The sequence below is a fragment of the Nitrospira sp. genome (genome assembly GCA_029194675.1).
Taxonomy (GTDB): Bacteria; Nitrospirota; Nitrospiria; order Nitrospirales; family Nitrospiraceae; genus Nitrospira_D.
Window position 1 is genome coordinate 459,561 of record JARFXP010000004.1, and the last position, 15,590, is coordinate 475,150.

General features: G+C 56.3%; 15 protein-coding genes and 1 riboswitch. Of the genes, 5 read left to right on the forward strand and 10 right to left on the reverse strand.

The features are described 5' to 3' along the window. Nucleotides 1-12 precede the first annotated feature (12 nt). The 10 genes from P0120_20725 to P0120_20770 form a co-directional block, all read right to left on the reverse strand. Nucleotides 13-978, reverse strand: coding sequence for a flagellar motor protein MotB (locus tag P0120_20725; GenBank protein ID MDF0676734.1), 966 nt, complete (start codon nucleotides 976-978; stop codon nucleotides 13-15). 245 nt (nucleotides 979-1,223) lie between these two features. Beyond that, nucleotides 1,224-1,646: a large-conductance mechanosensitive channel protein MscL gene (gene mscL, locus P0120_20730; GenBank protein ID MDF0676735.1), complete on the reverse strand. Its 423-nt coding sequence runs from the start codon at nucleotides 1,644-1,646 to the stop codon at nucleotides 1,224-1,226. A gap of 42 nt (nucleotides 1,647-1,688) precedes the next feature. After that, nucleotides 1,689-2,804 (reverse strand): DUF481 domain-containing protein, encoded by a 1,116-nt coding sequence (locus P0120_20735; GenBank protein ID MDF0676736.1) that lies wholly within the window; start codon nucleotides 2,802-2,804, stop codon nucleotides 1,689-1,691. 121 nt (nucleotides 2,805-2,925) lie between these two features. Next, nucleotides 2,926-3,756, reverse strand: a complete 831-nt coding sequence (locus P0120_20740) for a mechanosensitive ion channel family protein (GenBank protein ID MDF0676737.1) — start codon at nucleotides 3,754-3,756, stop codon at nucleotides 2,926-2,928. A 95-nt stretch (nucleotides 3,757-3,851) separates the two neighbouring features. Further along, the gene (locus P0120_20745; GenBank protein ID MDF0676738.1) at nucleotides 3,852-5,501 is read right to left on the reverse strand and encodes an AsmA family protein; all 1,650 of its coding nucleotides are present in this window, start codon (nucleotides 5,499-5,501) and stop codon (nucleotides 3,852-3,854) included. A 116-nt stretch (nucleotides 5,502-5,617) separates the two neighbouring features. Beyond that, nucleotides 5,618-6,007, reverse strand: a complete 390-nt coding sequence (locus P0120_20750) for a type II toxin-antitoxin system death-on-curing family toxin (GenBank protein ID MDF0676739.1) — start codon at nucleotides 6,005-6,007, stop codon at nucleotides 5,618-5,620. Nucleotides 6,008-6,010: 3 nt separating this feature from the next. Then, nucleotides 6,011-6,235: a hypothetical protein gene (locus tag P0120_20755; GenBank protein MDF0676740.1), complete on the reverse strand. Its 225-nt coding sequence runs from the start codon at nucleotides 6,233-6,235 to the stop codon at nucleotides 6,011-6,013. Nucleotides 6,236-6,412: 177 nt separating this feature from the next. Next, entirely contained in the window at nucleotides 6,413-7,561 is a 1,149-nt protein-coding gene (locus tag P0120_20760; protein MDF0676741.1) for an agmatinase family protein, read from the reverse strand. 88 nt (nucleotides 7,562-7,649) lie between these two features. Next, a complete protein-coding gene (locus tag P0120_20765) occupies nucleotides 7,650-9,128 on the reverse strand; it encodes an APC family permease (protein MDF0676742.1) in 1,479 nt (492 codons plus the stop codon). Nucleotides 9,129-9,257: 129 nt separating this feature from the next. Next, nucleotides 9,258-9,362: riboswitch (guanidine-I (ykkC/yxkD leader) on the reverse strand. A gap of 352 nt (nucleotides 9,363-9,714) precedes the next feature. Further along, nucleotides 9,715-11,154 carry an SAM-dependent methyltransferase gene (locus P0120_20770; protein ID MDF0676743.1) on the reverse strand — a complete coding sequence of 480 codons (1,440 nt, stop codon included), beginning with the start codon at nucleotides 11,152-11,154 and terminating at the stop codon, nucleotides 9,715-9,717. A 160-nt stretch (nucleotides 11,155-11,314) separates the two neighbouring features. Between P0120_20770 and P0120_20775 the strand changes: the two genes are divergently transcribed. The 5 genes from P0120_20775 to P0120_20795 all read left to right on the forward strand — a co-directional run. Further along, nucleotides 11,315-11,878 (forward strand): hypothetical protein, encoded by a 564-nt coding sequence (locus P0120_20775; protein ID MDF0676744.1) that lies wholly within the window; start codon nucleotides 11,315-11,317, stop codon nucleotides 11,876-11,878. 121 nt (nucleotides 11,879-11,999) lie between these two features. Continuing rightward, on the forward strand, nucleotides 12,000-12,734 hold the full coding sequence (locus P0120_20780) for a glycosyltransferase family 2 protein (GenBank protein MDF0676745.1): 735 nt from the start codon (nucleotides 12,000-12,002) through the stop codon (nucleotides 12,732-12,734). Between the two features lie 72 nt (nucleotides 12,735-12,806). Next, nucleotides 12,807-13,097: a lipid-A-disaccharide synthase N-terminal domain-containing protein gene (locus tag P0120_20785; protein ID MDF0676746.1), complete on the forward strand. Its 291-nt coding sequence runs from the start codon at nucleotides 12,807-12,809 to the stop codon at nucleotides 13,095-13,097. After that, nucleotides 13,094-14,917, forward strand: coding sequence for a glycosyltransferase family 39 protein (locus tag P0120_20790; GenBank protein MDF0676747.1), 1,824 nt, complete (start codon nucleotides 13,094-13,096; stop codon nucleotides 14,915-14,917). The genes P0120_20785 and P0120_20790 overlap by 4 nt, the downstream gene beginning before the upstream one ends. A 366-nt stretch (nucleotides 14,918-15,283) precedes the next feature. Next, nucleotides 15,284-15,590: MASE1 domain-containing protein (locus P0120_20795; protein ID MDF0676748.1), on the forward strand; the 307-nt coding region annotated here is incomplete at its 3' end.

The following is a 15,590-nucleotide window of genomic DNA, read 5'->3' on the forward strand; positions in this document are numbered from 1 at the left end:
CCGCGCGAATCGCTACCTCGTGACGCGAACCTCGACGCGGCGGTTTTTTGCACGACCCGCAGCGGTCGTATTCGACTCAACCGGCTTGGTGTCTGCATAACCATGCGTCGTCGGAGCGCTAAGGCCGCCTTCTTGTAGTGCCTTTGCTGCATTGACCGCACGGGACTCAGAGAGTTCTTTATTCGTGGGGAACTTCTTCTTGAGTGCTCCCTGAATCGGCACGCTGTCGGTATGACCATCTACTGCCACCTTGTACTCGGGGTAATCCTTCAAGACTGCCCCGACTTGCTTGAGTGCGTTCACTCCAGCCGGTTTCAGTTCATCTTGCCCTGAAGCAAACAGGTAGGCGGAGGACAAGTTGATCAGCAACCGCTCATTGTTCAGATCGATCGTAATGTCGCCCTTCTCGAACTCAGGACGAAGCGCCCGGAGCACCCCCCGTTGGGCCTCTTTCAGCTTTTCCATTTCAGCCGACAGAGCTCCCCGGAGCTCCTCCAGTTCCTTGTCGCGATCGGCTAATTGAGACTCAAGATCTGAGTTGCGTTGCCTAGCCGCGGCCAATTCAGCCGAAAGTTGACTCGCGACCACCGCGTGCTCGTCGGCGCCGGTACGAAGTACGGCAATTTCCCCATCGCGGTCGGCGAGCTGCCTCTCCAAGTCATTCGCGCGGCTGCTCAATGCTCCATTCTGTTGCCGCGCTGCGTCCAGGTCGTCAGACAGCCGTTGACGGTCCCCCTCCAGCGCCGCCTGACGGGCCGCCATTTCTTTTGATGGATCGGGTGCCGCTGCCTTGACCACGGATGGACACCCACTCTCTTGATAATAGCCGTACCATCGGTCGGTGCACACTTGCGACTGCTTGATGTATGGGTCAGGTTGCTTGAGGGAGGAAGCACAGCCCATCAGGACAACCACCCCTGTCATAACCACAGTCGTCTTAAGCCCTCGCATGATGATCTCCTTCTGATTTGGACGCATGGTACATACCTCGTAACCTTCCTGTTCTGGTTATCACGGTCGTATTGTCCCTGATTCTGCGGTTGCAAGACAAGGTGTCTCGAAATACATAGGATCCAGCGGAACGAATGTCTGTACAACCGGCAATACCGGGTTTCACCGGATTCAACGGCGGCGCGGTTCGGCGTTAGGATCGCAAACCATGGAGTATCCAGCTGTTCCTTGCGCTCATTGTCTTGCTGCACTGGCTACTGCGGAATACGGGATTATTGACGACCCTTCAGCAGATCGCGGATCTCCATCAACAATTTTTCCTCATTGGTCGGCGCCGGCGGAGCAGGCGGTGGAGGTGGAGGCGCTGCATTCTTGAATCTGTTGACCTGCTTGACCAGGATGAAAATGACGAACGCGATGATAAGAAAGTCAAACACGCTCTGCAGAAAGACCCCGTAATTGAGCGTCGGAGCCCCAGCGGCTTTCGCCGCCACCAAAGACGGGTGGGAGGTATCGGATAAATTGATGAACAAGCTTGAAAAATCCACCTTGCCCATCAATAGGCCAAGGGGAGGCATGAGCACGTCGCCGACGAGCGACGAGACGATTTTTCCGAACGCTCCTCCGATGATGACCCCGATCGCCATATCCAGGACGTTGCCCTTCATGGCGAATTCTTTGAACTCTTTCAACATGACGCTCCTCCTATCAACGCACGGTTCAGTGTTGCAAGCCACTTATCGCTTGCGGGTGGTGTCAAAGGCATAGCCGAAGGTGAGGAAATACATATTGTCGGTCGTGACCGTGCCAGGAGCCGGTCGACTGTTGTAGCGTGTAGTCACTTGGAATCCGGTCACCAGCCCTCCCCACATCTTGAAGCGAACGCTGTTATTCATGGTTAAATAAATGTTGGACAAGTCTTGGAGGGACGGAAACATCTCGATGTCGTGGTGTAGCGTCACGAGTTCGTTGAACAATGACCAATCGAATTTCGTGGCGACGCGGGCACGGAAACTCACCTGGTCCGGAATCGTACGGAAATCTTCATTGAAATACCCCGGACCGGCGTCTGTATAGAACATCATATCTTTGAATACTCCGCTGAAGTCGCCCTTCTCAATCCATTGGTAACCGGGACCACTCGCGAGGGAGGTACGTAATTTGAGATCTTGGAATTCATCGGTCTCGAAGTAGGCCGACGAGAACCAATAGAGCCGTTTCGTGAGGAAGTAGTCCAGCTTGATCGTGGCTCGAGCATTGCGAGCGGTGACGCTCCCGTCCTGGGCTCCGTACACATAGCGGCCAAGCAAGGTCAGTCGGAGCTGTTCGCTCCTCGCCACGACGTCTCCCACGAAGCTCGCCGTGGTAAGATGGGCGTTTCCCACCACTTGCGTATAGGCAGCATTTACATTTCCGACGTAGATCACCGGCGGTTGAATGATCGGGTTCACCTGAACGACCGTATCCATCGGCACCGTGATGATCTCTCCGCTCGGCCCGGCTTTCAGCCTCAACTCTCCCGGTTCGCCCTCTTCGGCCGTCCCGACCAGCATGGTCCCTTCCTTAAAGTGGAAGGGAAGGGGATGAGAGACAGTGAGCTTGCTTACTTCGGCCCACTTGACCTTGATGACCTCAGTAGCCAGCACATTCTTGATCAGTAACACCCCGTCCGTCATCTCTATCACTTCGCCATAAATGACGCTGCCGTCTTTCAACGTGACAACATCCAGCGGCGGAGCCGCAGTCGGTGGTACCACAGCCGGCGTGATCGGGGCTGGTCCATCATCGGCAAAAACCGGGATCGCCACGGAGGTCAGAATGAGGATTGCAATCAGCAGCACAGACTGCTGCATTTAGTCTCCTTCGCTCATGGACTGACTTGCCTGAAGCTCTTCCAACCTACGTAGGTACCCTATTGGGCACAACCGTGCACCCCCCTCATCCCACTCACTCCCTCGTTGTGTATTTAGCAAGCTACGACATCGACAACTTCGGCGGCTGATGATCGTTCACCACGCGGACGGTAAGGCTTGCAGAGGGTAGCGCGATCCCTTGTTCTTGAAATCGTTGGAGAATTAATTTGTTCAAATCTCCCTGAGTCGAGCTGTAATCCGCCACGGCCGTCCATGGCTCTATTGCAATAGCCACAGCCAGGGACGAGTCCCCGAGAGATGCCACTCCCACTGAAGGAACCGGATCTTTCATGACCGATGGGTGCCGATTGAGGACATCCCGAACCTGAGCAAGTGCATCATCGAGATTCGCATTTTCTGACACGGGAATGGTCAAACGCATCTGACGGATTGTTCCAAAGTTGTGCAGAATCTCTCCCACAATTTTTCTGTTGGGAATGATGACGCGGGATCGATCTGCATGCATCAGCGTCGTGGTGAAGAGGTCGATGACTACGACATCACCGTGGACGCCGAGCAACGAAATATGTTCGCCGACCTTATAAGGCTTGCTGAAGATGATCGAAAGCCCGGCCATCACGTTACTCAGCACCCCCTGCAAAGCCAAGCCGATCCCTACTCCTGCGACTCCGACGCCGGCGAGCAGCGGGGCGATGGGCACGCCGAGCGTCTGAAGAGCAATCATCGCGGTAAAGAGCAACACCACGATTTTCACGACGCGAGCCAACAGCAGCCGCACCGGCGGCTCAAGGGTCTGCCGTTCGAGCGCCTGCTGAGCAAAATTTCCGGCGCCGCGAGACGCCATGACACCGGCGATGAAGATGCCGATGGCGACCGCCGCCTGCAGCCCATACTGCACGGCATATTGAGTGAGCGTATCAACGACATTCATAAGGTGTAGCCTCCTCTAAGACAGCACGGATCTTTAGATACGTTAAATCCCTGAACAATACGGAAACACGGCTGGTGGGTTTTATCAACAGTCTGCTATCGTCCGAAGAGGCCTTTGAGGAGTTCTTGCCCCTCCTTCTTTAAGTCCTCTGGTTTCGTCGTGCCTTTGAACAATCCACCGACGGCCTCTTCTAGTTTTTTCTTCACCTGCTCCTGAACTTTCCCGCCTATGCTCTTCAGATCAACGTCATATGATGGCGCTTGAGCGGTCCCGGTGATCGTGAGCGGGAGACTCACTCGGCCATCTTTCATCGCGATTTTGACGACTGGTGACGTCTCGACGATCTTCCGGCTCAGATCTTGTGAGAGATTCATGTTCACGATCAGGTTCAACCTCTGATCGAATCCGACGGTACCGCCGCCGGTGGCCTGAAAGTCATGGCTGTCCATCAACAGCCGCTGCACATTGATCACCCCTTGCTTGATGACGAGATCCGTTTCGATCGTCGAAAACGCCGTCGCTTTGGCATTGTCGAGCGAAATACCGGAAATTTTGAGTGCCGAGACTATCTCCTGGAGAAGATTCACCCCTTCGATCTTCCCATCCTTGACCGCCATATGCCCGGTTCCTTCCAAGGTTTTTGTCAGGTCCGGCATGGAGAATCCCTTGCCTAGCAGCGAAAGATCGGCACTGGCTGTGCCGCTGACGGAAATCGGTGTCTCGGCGACCGCATTGAGCGCCGGACCGAGCTGCACTCCTTGAACCGTGACGCCCCCCTTGAACGGCGGCGCATCGGACCCAGCGATCAGTTTGCCCTGCCCCTTCACCTGGCCGTCCAACAGTTGGAACGACAGGGTGTTCAGCATAACCTCTTGTCCCCTCACTCTCGCCGCGATCTGAAAATTCTTAATCTCGACCGGCTTTTTTAGGGGAAGCGAGACCGGAAGGTTTGCAGTATTGATCACCGGCGAAGTGATGTAGATGTTGGCGTCGTTTCCGGCGGCGTTGCCTGTAATCGTAAAGTCCGTCTTCCCGACACCAAGCTCGAAACTGATCGCGTCGATGTCCATTGCTTCTCTCAGCGGACCGAACGACCCGTCGAGCTTCACCGGCAGATTGAACGGCTGCACCAGCGAACCGAAATGTAGACGTGGACTTCGGCCGAGCCGAACGTCCTGAAGGAACAACTCCATATCTTGCACCACATACTCCGTCGGCTTGGCTGCCGACAGATCGCGATAGGTCAATTTCCCGCCGTCGATGGAGACCCGATCCACGGCCAACAGCGCGAGAATTTTGAGCGGACCCTCCGTCGAGGGAATCGGAGCGCGCGACGGCTTTTCCGGCACCGCCACGCCTTTACGACCGATAGTGGAGGCGTTCAGAACTCCGTTTTGGTTCTTAATAACCGCAATGACCGGTTGGTGAAGCGTGATTTCCTCCACCTCCACCTTGCCGCTCAGCAACGGCATGAGCTTCACGCCGACATCCAGCGAGGAGAGCGATGCAAAGGGAGCTGAGCCGAAGGACGGATCATCCAGCACCGCGAATCCCGCCACTCGTGCGCCGATCCTCGGCCAGATGGTCAAGCGAATATCCTGTAGCTGAACCTTGCGGTTGAGAGCATCTTCGATGAGCGGTTTGTACTGAGCTTGATATTTATTGAGATCGACGAAAAACGGAAGGGCGAGCACAAGGCCGACGAGCAGGACCAGTAAGACGAGCAGGCCTATCAGGATCTTCATCGCGATCGCCCTCCAGTTGAAAATTGAGTATATAAATGGATTCCTGGTGAGTCAAACGAACAGCGCCGCAGACTGACCGTGGCAAGGTTACTCTATCAAAGCTATTAATGCCGAAATTACTGATGGGAATGTTTTCGGAAGAATTCCGCGATGGCTGATTTGTCGATCTGTTCCTGAGCCGCCCGCAAGACGAGCGATTCGAAGGCGGATTCATCTGCGTCTAACGTGAGTCCATTGAGTTTCAAAAACACGAATGCGGCCATCGTTCCCGTTCGCTTGTTCCCGTCGATGAACGGATGGTTCTGAACAATGTGGTACAGATAGGCTGCGGCCATTTCAAAGAGGTCGGCATGGAGATATTGATCCCCGAAACCCGCTTCAGGCATTCCGATCGCAGACCGTAGCAACTCAACATCACGAACGCCTAGACCTCCTCCATACCGTTCAATCTGGTCGGCATGGATATCGATGACATCCTCCACTGAGAGAAATCGTGGCTCAGCCATGAGCTAAGCCAGTCTTTTCAGCATCTTTCCATACCGTCGATTGCCTTCGTCCAGCGCCGCACGGAACTTCTTTTGGCGGGCGGTGTCCTGAACAGGCGTTACGATGAGACACCTTCCATCTGTTTTGATGCTGAGCGGCGTCTCCACGTCAATCTCCAACAGATCAAGCACGCCTCGATCAATCACAAGAGCCAGACTGTTGCCATGCCTGGTCAATTTCTTGATCATTTTCATGCCTCCCATCGGTAATACAATGATGATACATCGTATCACCATGTTCAAGCGGGGTAAAGGCGTGAATGCCTACGGCGATGATTCGCTCCGTTTGTCCAGAAACATGCAGACCAACCTGATCTGTGAGAAGTGCCTGAAGGGGCTTGCAGTAAACAAGCCCCTCAGTGCATCTCAACGTTTCTTTCGGTTGATCAGGTTGCCGGATCGCACCTGACAGGCCAAGACGTCGCAGATGACGCGCGTGGCCATGAGGCTGGTAATCTCCGCTGCGTCGTAGGGTGGTGAACATTCGACGATTTCCATCCCCGCCAGCGGCTTCGTGTCCGCGATGATCTGGAGAAACTTCAGCACTTCACGCGGCAGAAACCCGCCCGGCTCCGGCCAACCGGTGCCCGGCACGAAGGCGGCGTCCAAGCAATCGACGTCGAAGCTCAGCCACACGGCATCCACGCCATCAAATGCCACTTCGAGTGCCTGTTTCGCAGCATTCTCGATGCCCATTTCCACGCAGTCGGTCACAGTCATGATCGTGGTTTGGCGTTCACGGCCGACCTTCACGCCGGGTCTGGGTGCTTGCCAGCCGCCGATGCCGATTTGAACAAGATTCTTAGCCGGCACATTAGGGATATTCGTCGCGTGAAACCAAGGCGTAGTATGCATGCGTTCATCGAGATCGGTCTCCTGCGTGTCCACATGCCGGTCGAAGTGGAGGATGCCGAGCTTCTTGCCGTTCATATTCTGAGCCACTCCCCGCACGGTGGCAAAGCCCAGGGAATGGTCTCCGCCGAGTACCACGGGAAACGCACCGCTGGCATAGACATGGCCCACGCCTTTACTGACTTGATCGAAGGTCTTCTCGATGTTACCGGGAATCGTAAACACGTCGCCGACATCGCAGATGGACACGGATTCCCGCAGATCCACGCCGAGTTCGAAGCTGTACGTTCCGTATAACGCCGAAATCTTGCGAATTCCCTGAGGTCCGAACCTGGTGCCGGCCCTATACGTCGTCCCGCCATCGAACGGCGCACCAAGAATGGCTACATCGTATTGACCGCACTTGCGGACATCTTCGACATATGGAGCCTTGATGAAGGTGTTGATGCCGGCGAAGTGCGGCAGTTCCCCACGGCTGAACGTGGGAATCCGGCGATCCTTGATGGAATCGGCGCCTGGCAGGCCCACTTCAAGGCCGTGGGCGATTTCCTCTTCATATTTCGTAGTCGGCAGCAGCGCTTCCGCTTCGACCGCGTACTTCGCCTCTGGCCCGTATTTGTCATGCAGTGGAACCTTGCCTTGGTATTTTCCCTTTTTCGTCACGATTACTCCTTTCTGAAAGATGGACGAATGTATGACTCTATTTGAACCCCCTTGCTGCAACAGGAAGCGTAATGAACCAGTCGGCTTTTCACTCCTGAGTTGGTGCAGACTCTCGCGGACGCATCCATGAGTAGATCCTTGTGAATTTAACGCTGACAAGGTAGAGGGTGGTCACCCCCAAGATGCTTCCCAGGACCAGCGGAACGGCCCAGAGTTGCCACCAGGGGGCGTCAGGCGAGGTAGCGTAGGGGCGCGGCCACGCGATATTGACGAATTCAAACACCGACCACAGAAACGCCGCTGTATTGATCAGCAAGCCCCACGCGCCCAGCTTCAGTTGACCTAACGAGGGGTCCCAACGCCCAGTGAGACGGGTGTAAAGTCCGACGCCCGTGGTCATTGCGAACATGGCGTACAACCCGCCCGTGCCGAATGCGAGCACCGTGGCGACCGCCTCATCGTTGAGTCCGAAGAGCAATCCGAGCGTGGCCAGCAGCACCGTGAACAGCACGGCATGATGAGGAGCGCCAGCAGCAGTGACTCGACAGAGGATGGCAGGCATACTTCCTTCGCGAGCCATGGAAAACACGATACGGGAGGTGTACTGAACCATGGACGACCCACAGGCCAGGAACGCGATCATGACGATCATCAGAAAAGGAGTTTCCGCCCAAACTCCAAAGTTGGCGACAATCACGGGTGTGACAGGATCGGACGCGGCGCTCGTATGGAGCAAGGTGTCGCGATTGAAGCTGAGGGTGAGGGCGGCGGAGTTGAAGAGCACCACGCTTCCCACCATGCAGAGAGAGAGGAAGATCGCGCGAGGAACCATCCGTTTGGGCTCGTGAGTTTCTTCGGCGATGGTTGAGCAGGCATCGAAGCCGATGAACGCCCAACCGGAAATGGCGAGCGCCGCCAAAAATGCAGCGGTCTGGCTAGGAGCGGTTCCTGTCCCCAGACGTGCGAACAGTTCGGAGAATTCATGCTGTCGAAAGAAAAGGAACAGCAATAGCGCGACCCCGAACGAGCCGACGATTTCCGCATAGACCCCCAGGGAAATAAGGAACTTAAAGACTCCGACGTGGACCAGATTGAGGACGGTGCAGATCAGCATGAACACCGCGCCCCAGATCACGAGTGTGACTCCTGTTCCGCTTCCTGATCCGAAAAAAATCGCCAACCAGATCCCGCCGGTGTAAGCGGTCGTGGTGAGCATCGCGATCGTGGAGCTGACGTAGATGGCCCCGGCATACGTCCCGGTAGCGACGCCTCCAAGCTGTCTCGCCCATTTGTACGCGCCGCCCGCGATCGGAATCTGCGAGGAGAGCTCCGCGTACACGGTCGCCACCAGCAACTGCATCACCAGACAGAGCGCCAGAGCTGGGAACCAACCACCGCCTGCGACCACTGTCTGGACACCGATAATGGCGTACAAGCCTGCAACCGGTGAGACGGTCGCGAATCCGATGGTGAGGCTGTTCCAGAGACTGAGGCTGCGGTTGAGAGTCTGAGGAATAGTGGTAGCGGGAGCAGGAAAAGTCATAGCCGGACGTTCGTTCGTTACCATGACAGACCTCTCTGACATGGCAGCAGGCCTGACTGATCCGGTAGGGAAAGAACTATGGGATGGAAATCCATAACGAAGCCTCCTGCTCGAAAGGCTAAATCCCCAAAAGGCCATGTACCCCAGTACATGATCTCCCGGGCTTTTATCCCTCCGTGGAGCCTCGTTATGCGAGGCCGGAAACTCTTGGACCAGGCACTCCCACTGAAGGCAGCCGGAACCCTAGTTTCCCTTTTGGAACGATGTAGGTGCAACCTATTCCTCTGCCATCCCAAAGTCAAGATCTCTAAAAACACACGGCATCCTCAACATTCGTCGGAGGAACCGATACGTCGACAAGGGGATTTTGGGAAAGCCTCTCGGAGACCCTTGGTTTCGGACCAACAGACCAGACTATGTACCAGGACGGTGTTCGGCACGGCGGGACGGTTGGGCGCCAGAAAACACTCCACCATGGACAGGAACCGGCGTGGTCGCGACTGGAATTATGACAGAACTAGAGGTCGATGAGCTGGAGTCTAAACGTGGAGGCGTACGTATCTACAGGCATGTTTCGGGTAGCCGATAGAGCGAGATTGAGGAGCAAATATCATCGGCAAGCGAAGTGACAGTATTCGATCGGGCTGAGAGGGGCGTTGAGCACCATTGTGATGGCGTCCGCATCGTAACCAAGTTCTACAAGGTTCGGTAATGCGTTGAAGAGCTCTTCTTCGGTCAAATAAGCCACGGTGTCGGGAATGCCGTTGCCTTTCAGAGAGCGCAGAATGGCACTCGACGTCTCTCCTTCTTCAGGCGGCGTATTGGCGTTGAGGGGGAAATCTATCCGGCGACGATAGGAACTTTCGAACGTCTCGTTTAACGCTTTGATGGTCTTCAACACAAGCCTGTCCTGTTCCCAGGCTTGGAGGCTCGACCCGGCAGATGGATGCGTCGCCAGCAAGTCCATGAGCGTGACCATGTTTGTATTCAACGACCGCCCGACGAATTCCCGCTGTGACTCGACCGTCGTATGCTTCATCCCCAGCTGCTTGGCCACGGCCTGAATCAATGCAAAGTTGACCATGAAGCTGTATTGGCCTCCAAACTGGCCGTAACAGGGTTTCTCGGGATCGTTCAAGACCTTCATATCGGCCGTCCCGGCATCGAAGGCGCTGAAGCCGATTGCGTCGGGCGCCAGGAGACGCATGGCCTCCTTCAGAGTTGCGAAGGCGCCGACGTTCACCGGCACCAAGACATCTTGGTCAATGGACTGCAGAAATTCCGCGATCGTTTTCCGATAGGGCACGTCTTTCCATTCAATTTTGCGGTATTCTCTTTCCCAGACCAGCTCATCGAGAAAGGGAGGGAAGGTCTTGAGCGTTGCAAGATTCTTCCCCTGAAACGCCCGGACGAACGCCGACCAATCCTGAATCGTGGCATGGAGCGATTCGCTGAGGTTGGGACGGAGATATTCTTCTTCGACTTCGCCCCCATGTTTCACCAACAATTTGGTCGGGAGATCGTTCCACAGCTCATTGCAGAAGATTCGATCGACGGTCGCTTCGGCCACGCCCACCACATGCTCGATCGAAGCGCAATGGCTGTCCACACGATCCCGATGCACCGCCAGATCCGGATGTGCCAGAGCCATGTCCAACACCGGCTGTTCCCAGTCGACCATGACGTACCGAACCCGTCGATAGATCGTGTTCTGCCTGTCGAGGGTCTTGAGATGGCTGAGGAAACAGGCGGCGAGATTCCCGTTCCCCGGCCCAAGCTCCAGGACCGTCAAGCATGATTCGTCATTCGTTATCCGGTCGGCAGGCGACGGGTGACGATTCCCAGCCTTATCGCGCTTCGTGACGCGCTCGAAATAATCGGCCGCCAGCGCATGGGCGAGACGGAAGTCCGCGGACGCAAAGGTCTGGTAATAGGATCGAAGTTTGTCTCCCCGCAGCCCATAGAAGAGCTGGTTGAGATGGGTCTGCCACTGATCAAGCGGCTTGTATTCACCGATCAGCTGTGGAAGGGCGTCGGCATCTTGCAACATACTCTCACGGTCACCGGTAACGGATTGACGAATAGACCATACAGTGGGCGAAATCCTAACAGAAGCCCGGAAAACGCCGCAATGGGCAACTTGCTCGATGGTTTGTGATGGTCTTGATGGTTTATTGACAGCGTCGCCTCAAGAGGTGTAGCAGACAGTCATGATGAACAACGGCCTGCGACTGGGCGGAATCGTGATGGCAGGGTCCCTCCTGTGGTGTCAAGCGGCTGTAGCTGAAGATCTGCCCCTCACCGAAGACGTACCGATCTCCGAGTTTCAAAACCGCACCGATGACGTCAAGGCCTACGATTTCGATGCGCCCCCACAGGGCATGTTTCGCTCCATTGCTTTGGCGGAAGATTTTGAAGAGCGGCTGGGATTTCAGCGCACTCACGAAATCGTGCCGGTCAAACCCACCGAACGGTTCGCTCCGGACGTCCCGGCTATTTTTATCGTGTTCTCGCTCCATCAACACTATCAAGGCTTCAAGGTCTTCGCCCGTTGCAGGCCCGAGAAAGTAGCCGACGTCGCACCCGAGACCATCGTCAGCGAAGACGCCATGCACATCGCCTTGGAAGATGACAGCGGTTACCTCAAACTGTCTCCCCCAAAGGGCGGTTGGAAGCCCGGTCAATACAAGATCGAGATCCATGTGGGCGAACAGGTCAACGAGACGAGTTTGATGGGCACGATGCGTTTCACCATCGCGGCGCCTGGCAGGTAGTTGGATCGATTCTCACGCATTCAACTCATGGTCGCCAAGCGTTTGACCCACCCTCGACCTTCCGTTAGAATGCGCGCCTGACCAATCAGCTGTCCGGCCGTTGTTGGAGTTTTTGCGTACCATGACGCCGTCATCCAGTCTGTGGGCCTCTGTCATCATCCCGATCAAGGATGAACGAGAAAACCTGTCTCCGCTCATGGTAAGCCTGCTGAAAGTCATGGATTCACACGAGCTGTCACGCTCCCGCCCTTACGAGATACTCTTCGTTGACGATGGGAGCAGCGACGGCAGCAGCGACGAGCTGGACCGATTGGCACGCGAACATTCCAACGTGCGGGTGTTCCACTTCGACCGAAATTACGGCAAGACCTGCGCGCTTGAAGCCGGCTTTCATCAATCTTCCGGCGAGATCATCATCCAGATCGACGGCGATCTCCAACAAGACACCCAAGATATCTTGAAACTGCTCCCTTATACGGCGTCGCACGACGTGGTCTGTGGGTGGAGGCAGCAACGGCAGGACGGCCTAGTGAGGAAGCTCTCCTCATTGACCGCCAACCGCATACGGAATAGCTTCACACATGACGGCATACACGACACGGCATGCCCGCTCAAGATTTTCCGACGGCCTGTCCTGGAGCGCATCCGACTCTTTGAGGGGATGCACCGCTTCTTTCCCGCGCTGGCTTTGATGCATGGATTCACTGTGACGGAGGTGCCGGTCAGGCATTATCCACGCATCCATGGAGTGTCCAAGTACGGTATGGGCAACCGCCTGTTCAAATCACTCTATGATCTGATCGCGGTTCGATGGATGCAGGATCGCGTGTTGCTCTACAAATTCCGTGACGAGTGACATGCGTTGATTCGTTTCAGATGGTCCCCTGCACAATACCAGACGTGATGACACCTTCCTCCCGACCACCTCATGAGTACTGAGACAATCTGGATCGGTATCGGCTTCTTCGGCCAAGGGCTCTTTTTTGGTCGTTGGGTGATTCAGTGGATCGCATCCGAGCGGAGCGCCGAAAGCCGCGTCCCCATCGCTTTCTGGTATATGAGTCTCATTGGAGGGTTGATTACGCTCACCTACGCGATCTACCGCATGGACCCTGTGTTTATCTCAGGGCAAGGGGTCGGGACGGTCGTGTATCTGCGCAACCTAGTCCTCATTCACCGTGCGAATCGCACCAATGACCAGGCTCGGCCGGCAGCATGAGAGACTGCGACACCAACGGCCATACCGGGCCTTCCATCACGCGCGAGCAACAGCCACATCCGGCCATGGATCGTACCCCATCGCAACCAATACAGCTGCTGCTCCTTCTGCTTCTGTCCTGTCTGCTTTTCTTCCTGAATCTCGGCGGTATGGGTCTGACAGATCGTGACGAAGGTCGCAATGCCGAAGCCGGGCGAGAAATGTTCGCCTCCGGCGATCTGGTCACCCCGACCTTTAATGGTGAGCTGCGCGTCGCCAAACCGGTGTTCGTGTATTGGCTGATGACGCTGTCGTACCATCTGTTCGGCGTGAACGAGTTTGCGGCACGGGCACCCTCCGCTCTGTTCGGGGTGGCCTTGATCCTGATGCACTACCTGTTTCTTTCCCGGCTGCGCGGCTCGACCGTCGGGCTGTTCGGCGCTTTGATGTTGTTGCTGAACATCGAGATGCTGGCGCTGGGACGCATGGCGATCACCGATAGTGTCTTGATCTTCTTTACCACCCTGTCACTCTACGGATTTTGGCTCGGGATCCACGAACCAGGCCGAGGGCGCCATTGGATCTGGGCATTTTATGCCGGCATGGCCTTGGCGACCTTAACGAAAGGGCCGGTAGGCTTCGCCGTTCCCCTGATCACGGCTCTCTTGTACCTCGCTGCCAGCCGACAGTGGTTGGTGTTTTGGGAGAGAGGCGCGCCCATCGCCGGCACCTTGCTCTTCCTGACCCTCGCAGGTCCCTGGTATATAACCATGGTCCTCATCCATGGGGATGCCTACTCCTCTCAAGCAAAGGTCCACACAGTGGGGCGATTCCTCGCTCCAATGGAAGGGCATGGAGGCGGATGGTGGTTCTATTTCCCCGTCATGCTGCTTGGTTTTTACCCTTGGAGCGCCTTCCTACCGGTAGGGTTGTTTCAAGCCTATCAGAGCTGGCGAGCATCTCGCGCGATGGTGAGCCATCAAAACGAATCACGTGAATCGTGGAAGCCATTAGGTTCCGGCGATGAGTTGGAATGGTTCGCGGGGTTGTGGATCATCGGTGTGTTCATCTTTTTTAGTCTTTCATCCACTCGCCTCCCCCACTATATCGGTCCCTTGTTTCCGGCCTGCGCTCTCTTGGCTGCTTCGTATTGGGCCCGAGGGTTAACAGATTCCTCGACACGGGGCCTGCGCGGGTCGATCCACTTCATGATGGGGATCGGCTATCTCTTAGCGATCGGGCTTGCGTGCGCCCCTTCTCTGTTCAGCAAATTCTCCGGGAAGATGGTCAAAGAGTTTCCGCTCGCCACTCAATTCGATCTGGGCATCGGTCCTTACGTCGGCGCAGCGATCATCGTAGTCTCGATGGGGCTGATCGGATATTTCGGGTTGAACGACAACAGACGCGGCATCGCCTTCGGGGTGGCCGGCGGCGCGCTGGCGAGTGTGTTTCTTGTCGCTATTCTGACGGTCCTTCCAGGACTCAACCGATACGCGATTGCGCCGCCGCAAGAATTGGCCTATGCAGCGGGGTTGAACCTGAATCCGACCGACCAACTGATCGCGTTCAGTTCGACCAGACCGTCCATCGCCTTCTACGCGAGGCGAACGGTGACCTTTATCCCAGCCGGAGAAATCGACCGGCTGCGTACGGCTCTGGGCAAAGGAGGCCGGACGATGATCCTCCTCCCGGAATACTCCCAAGATGCCTTGCCGAAGGAAGCCGCTGACTTTCAGCCGATTCTCAAGCGCTACGGCTACGTCTTGTTGGGCAATCAACAGATGGTTCCTCAGAGTCCGGATGCTGCTTCGCCAACCCCGTCCAAGGCCTTTGGTCACTGACCTGAATCGCGGCTTCTTTCGCGAATGCTGTCCCGAGGATGATTGACGATTGCGTCAGTGCTCCAACGAAATATCTGGCCAAGGGATCACCGCTCAACTCCGCAAACCCGGCGCACGCTGGGCCGACGTTACCACGGCTGAGACACCGATAAGGGCTGCGTAAACGTCGAGCGAAGCGGGTTCAGGACATTGTGGCGCCTGTACTGGACAAGCGATCGGTGAAGGCCATACACTTCGGAATCAAAATCTCGTCCACGTCTGTCGCTCGACGCCCTGTTTCAGCCAAGTCGAGAGGCGTGGGTCGGTTCCTCTACGCCCCTTATGGGTGTGCAGTCGGGTATCGGTGGCCCGGTGTAGGAGGGAGTCGTGACGGAAACCCGCTCCACCGACGGATGGCTGCGGTGGTTGGCTTTGGTGGTGGCCCTTGCCGCCCTGTACGTCGTCACGGCTCGGCTTGGTCTGATGCTCGCCCTGCCGCCGGAGAACAAGGCGACGGCGGTGTGGCCCCCTTCGGGCATCGCCTTGGCCGCTTTACTGTTGTTCAGTCATCGGATCTGGCCCGGCGTCTGGCTGGGGGCATTTCTGGCGAACCTCTGGGACGGCTTCAGCACGGCCACCCCGTTCCCCCTGTCGGCTCACCTGTTCGTGTCGGCGGGCATCGCCACCGGCTCCA

What these genes read in the sequence shown, in the direction of transcription:
- P0120_20725 (MDF0676734.1), bottom strand. Translation starts at nt 978, where the DNA reads ATGCGTCCAAATCAGAAGGAGATCATCATGCGAGGGCTTAAGACGACT.
- mscL (MDF0676735.1), bottom strand. Translation starts at nt 1,646, where the DNA reads ATGTTGAAAGAGTTCAAAGAATTCGCCATGAAGGGCAACGTCCTGGAT.
- P0120_20735 (MDF0676736.1), bottom strand. Translation starts at nt 2,804, where the DNA reads ATGCAGCAGTCTGTGCTGCTGATTGCAATCCTCATTCTGACCTCCGTG.
- P0120_20740 (MDF0676737.1), bottom strand. Translation starts at nt 3,756, where the DNA reads ATGAATGTCGTTGATACGCTCACTCAATATGCCGTGCAGTATGGGCTG.
- P0120_20745 (MDF0676738.1), bottom strand. Translation starts at nt 5,501, where the DNA reads ATGAAGATCCTGATAGGCCTGCTCGTCTTACTGGTCCTGCTCGTCGGC.
- P0120_20750 (MDF0676739.1), bottom strand. Translation starts at nt 6,007, where the DNA reads ATGGCTGAGCCACGATTTCTCTCAGTGGAGGATGTCATCGATATCCAT.
- P0120_20755 (MDF0676740.1), bottom strand. Translation starts at nt 6,235, where the DNA reads ATGATCAAGAAATTGACCAGGCATGGCAACAGTCTGGCTCTTGTGATT.
- P0120_20765 (MDF0676742.1), bottom strand. Translation starts at nt 9,128, where the DNA reads ATGGTAACGAACGAACGTCCGGCTATGACTTTTCCTGCTCCCGCTACC.
- P0120_20770 (MDF0676743.1), bottom strand. Translation starts at nt 11,154, where the DNA reads ATGTTGCAAGATGCCGACGCCCTTCCACAGCTGATCGGTGAATACAAG.
- P0120_20775 (MDF0676744.1), top strand. Translation starts at nt 11,315, where the DNA reads ATGATGAACAACGGCCTGCGACTGGGCGGAATCGTGATGGCAGGGTCC.
- P0120_20780 (MDF0676745.1), top strand. Translation starts at nt 12,000, where the DNA reads ATGACGCCGTCATCCAGTCTGTGGGCCTCTGTCATCATCCCGATCAAG.
- P0120_20785 (MDF0676746.1), top strand. Translation starts at nt 12,807, where the DNA reads ATGAGTACTGAGACAATCTGGATCGGTATCGGCTTCTTCGGCCAAGGG.
- P0120_20790 (MDF0676747.1), top strand. Translation starts at nt 13,094, where the DNA reads ATGAGAGACTGCGACACCAACGGCCATACCGGGCCTTCCATCACGCGC.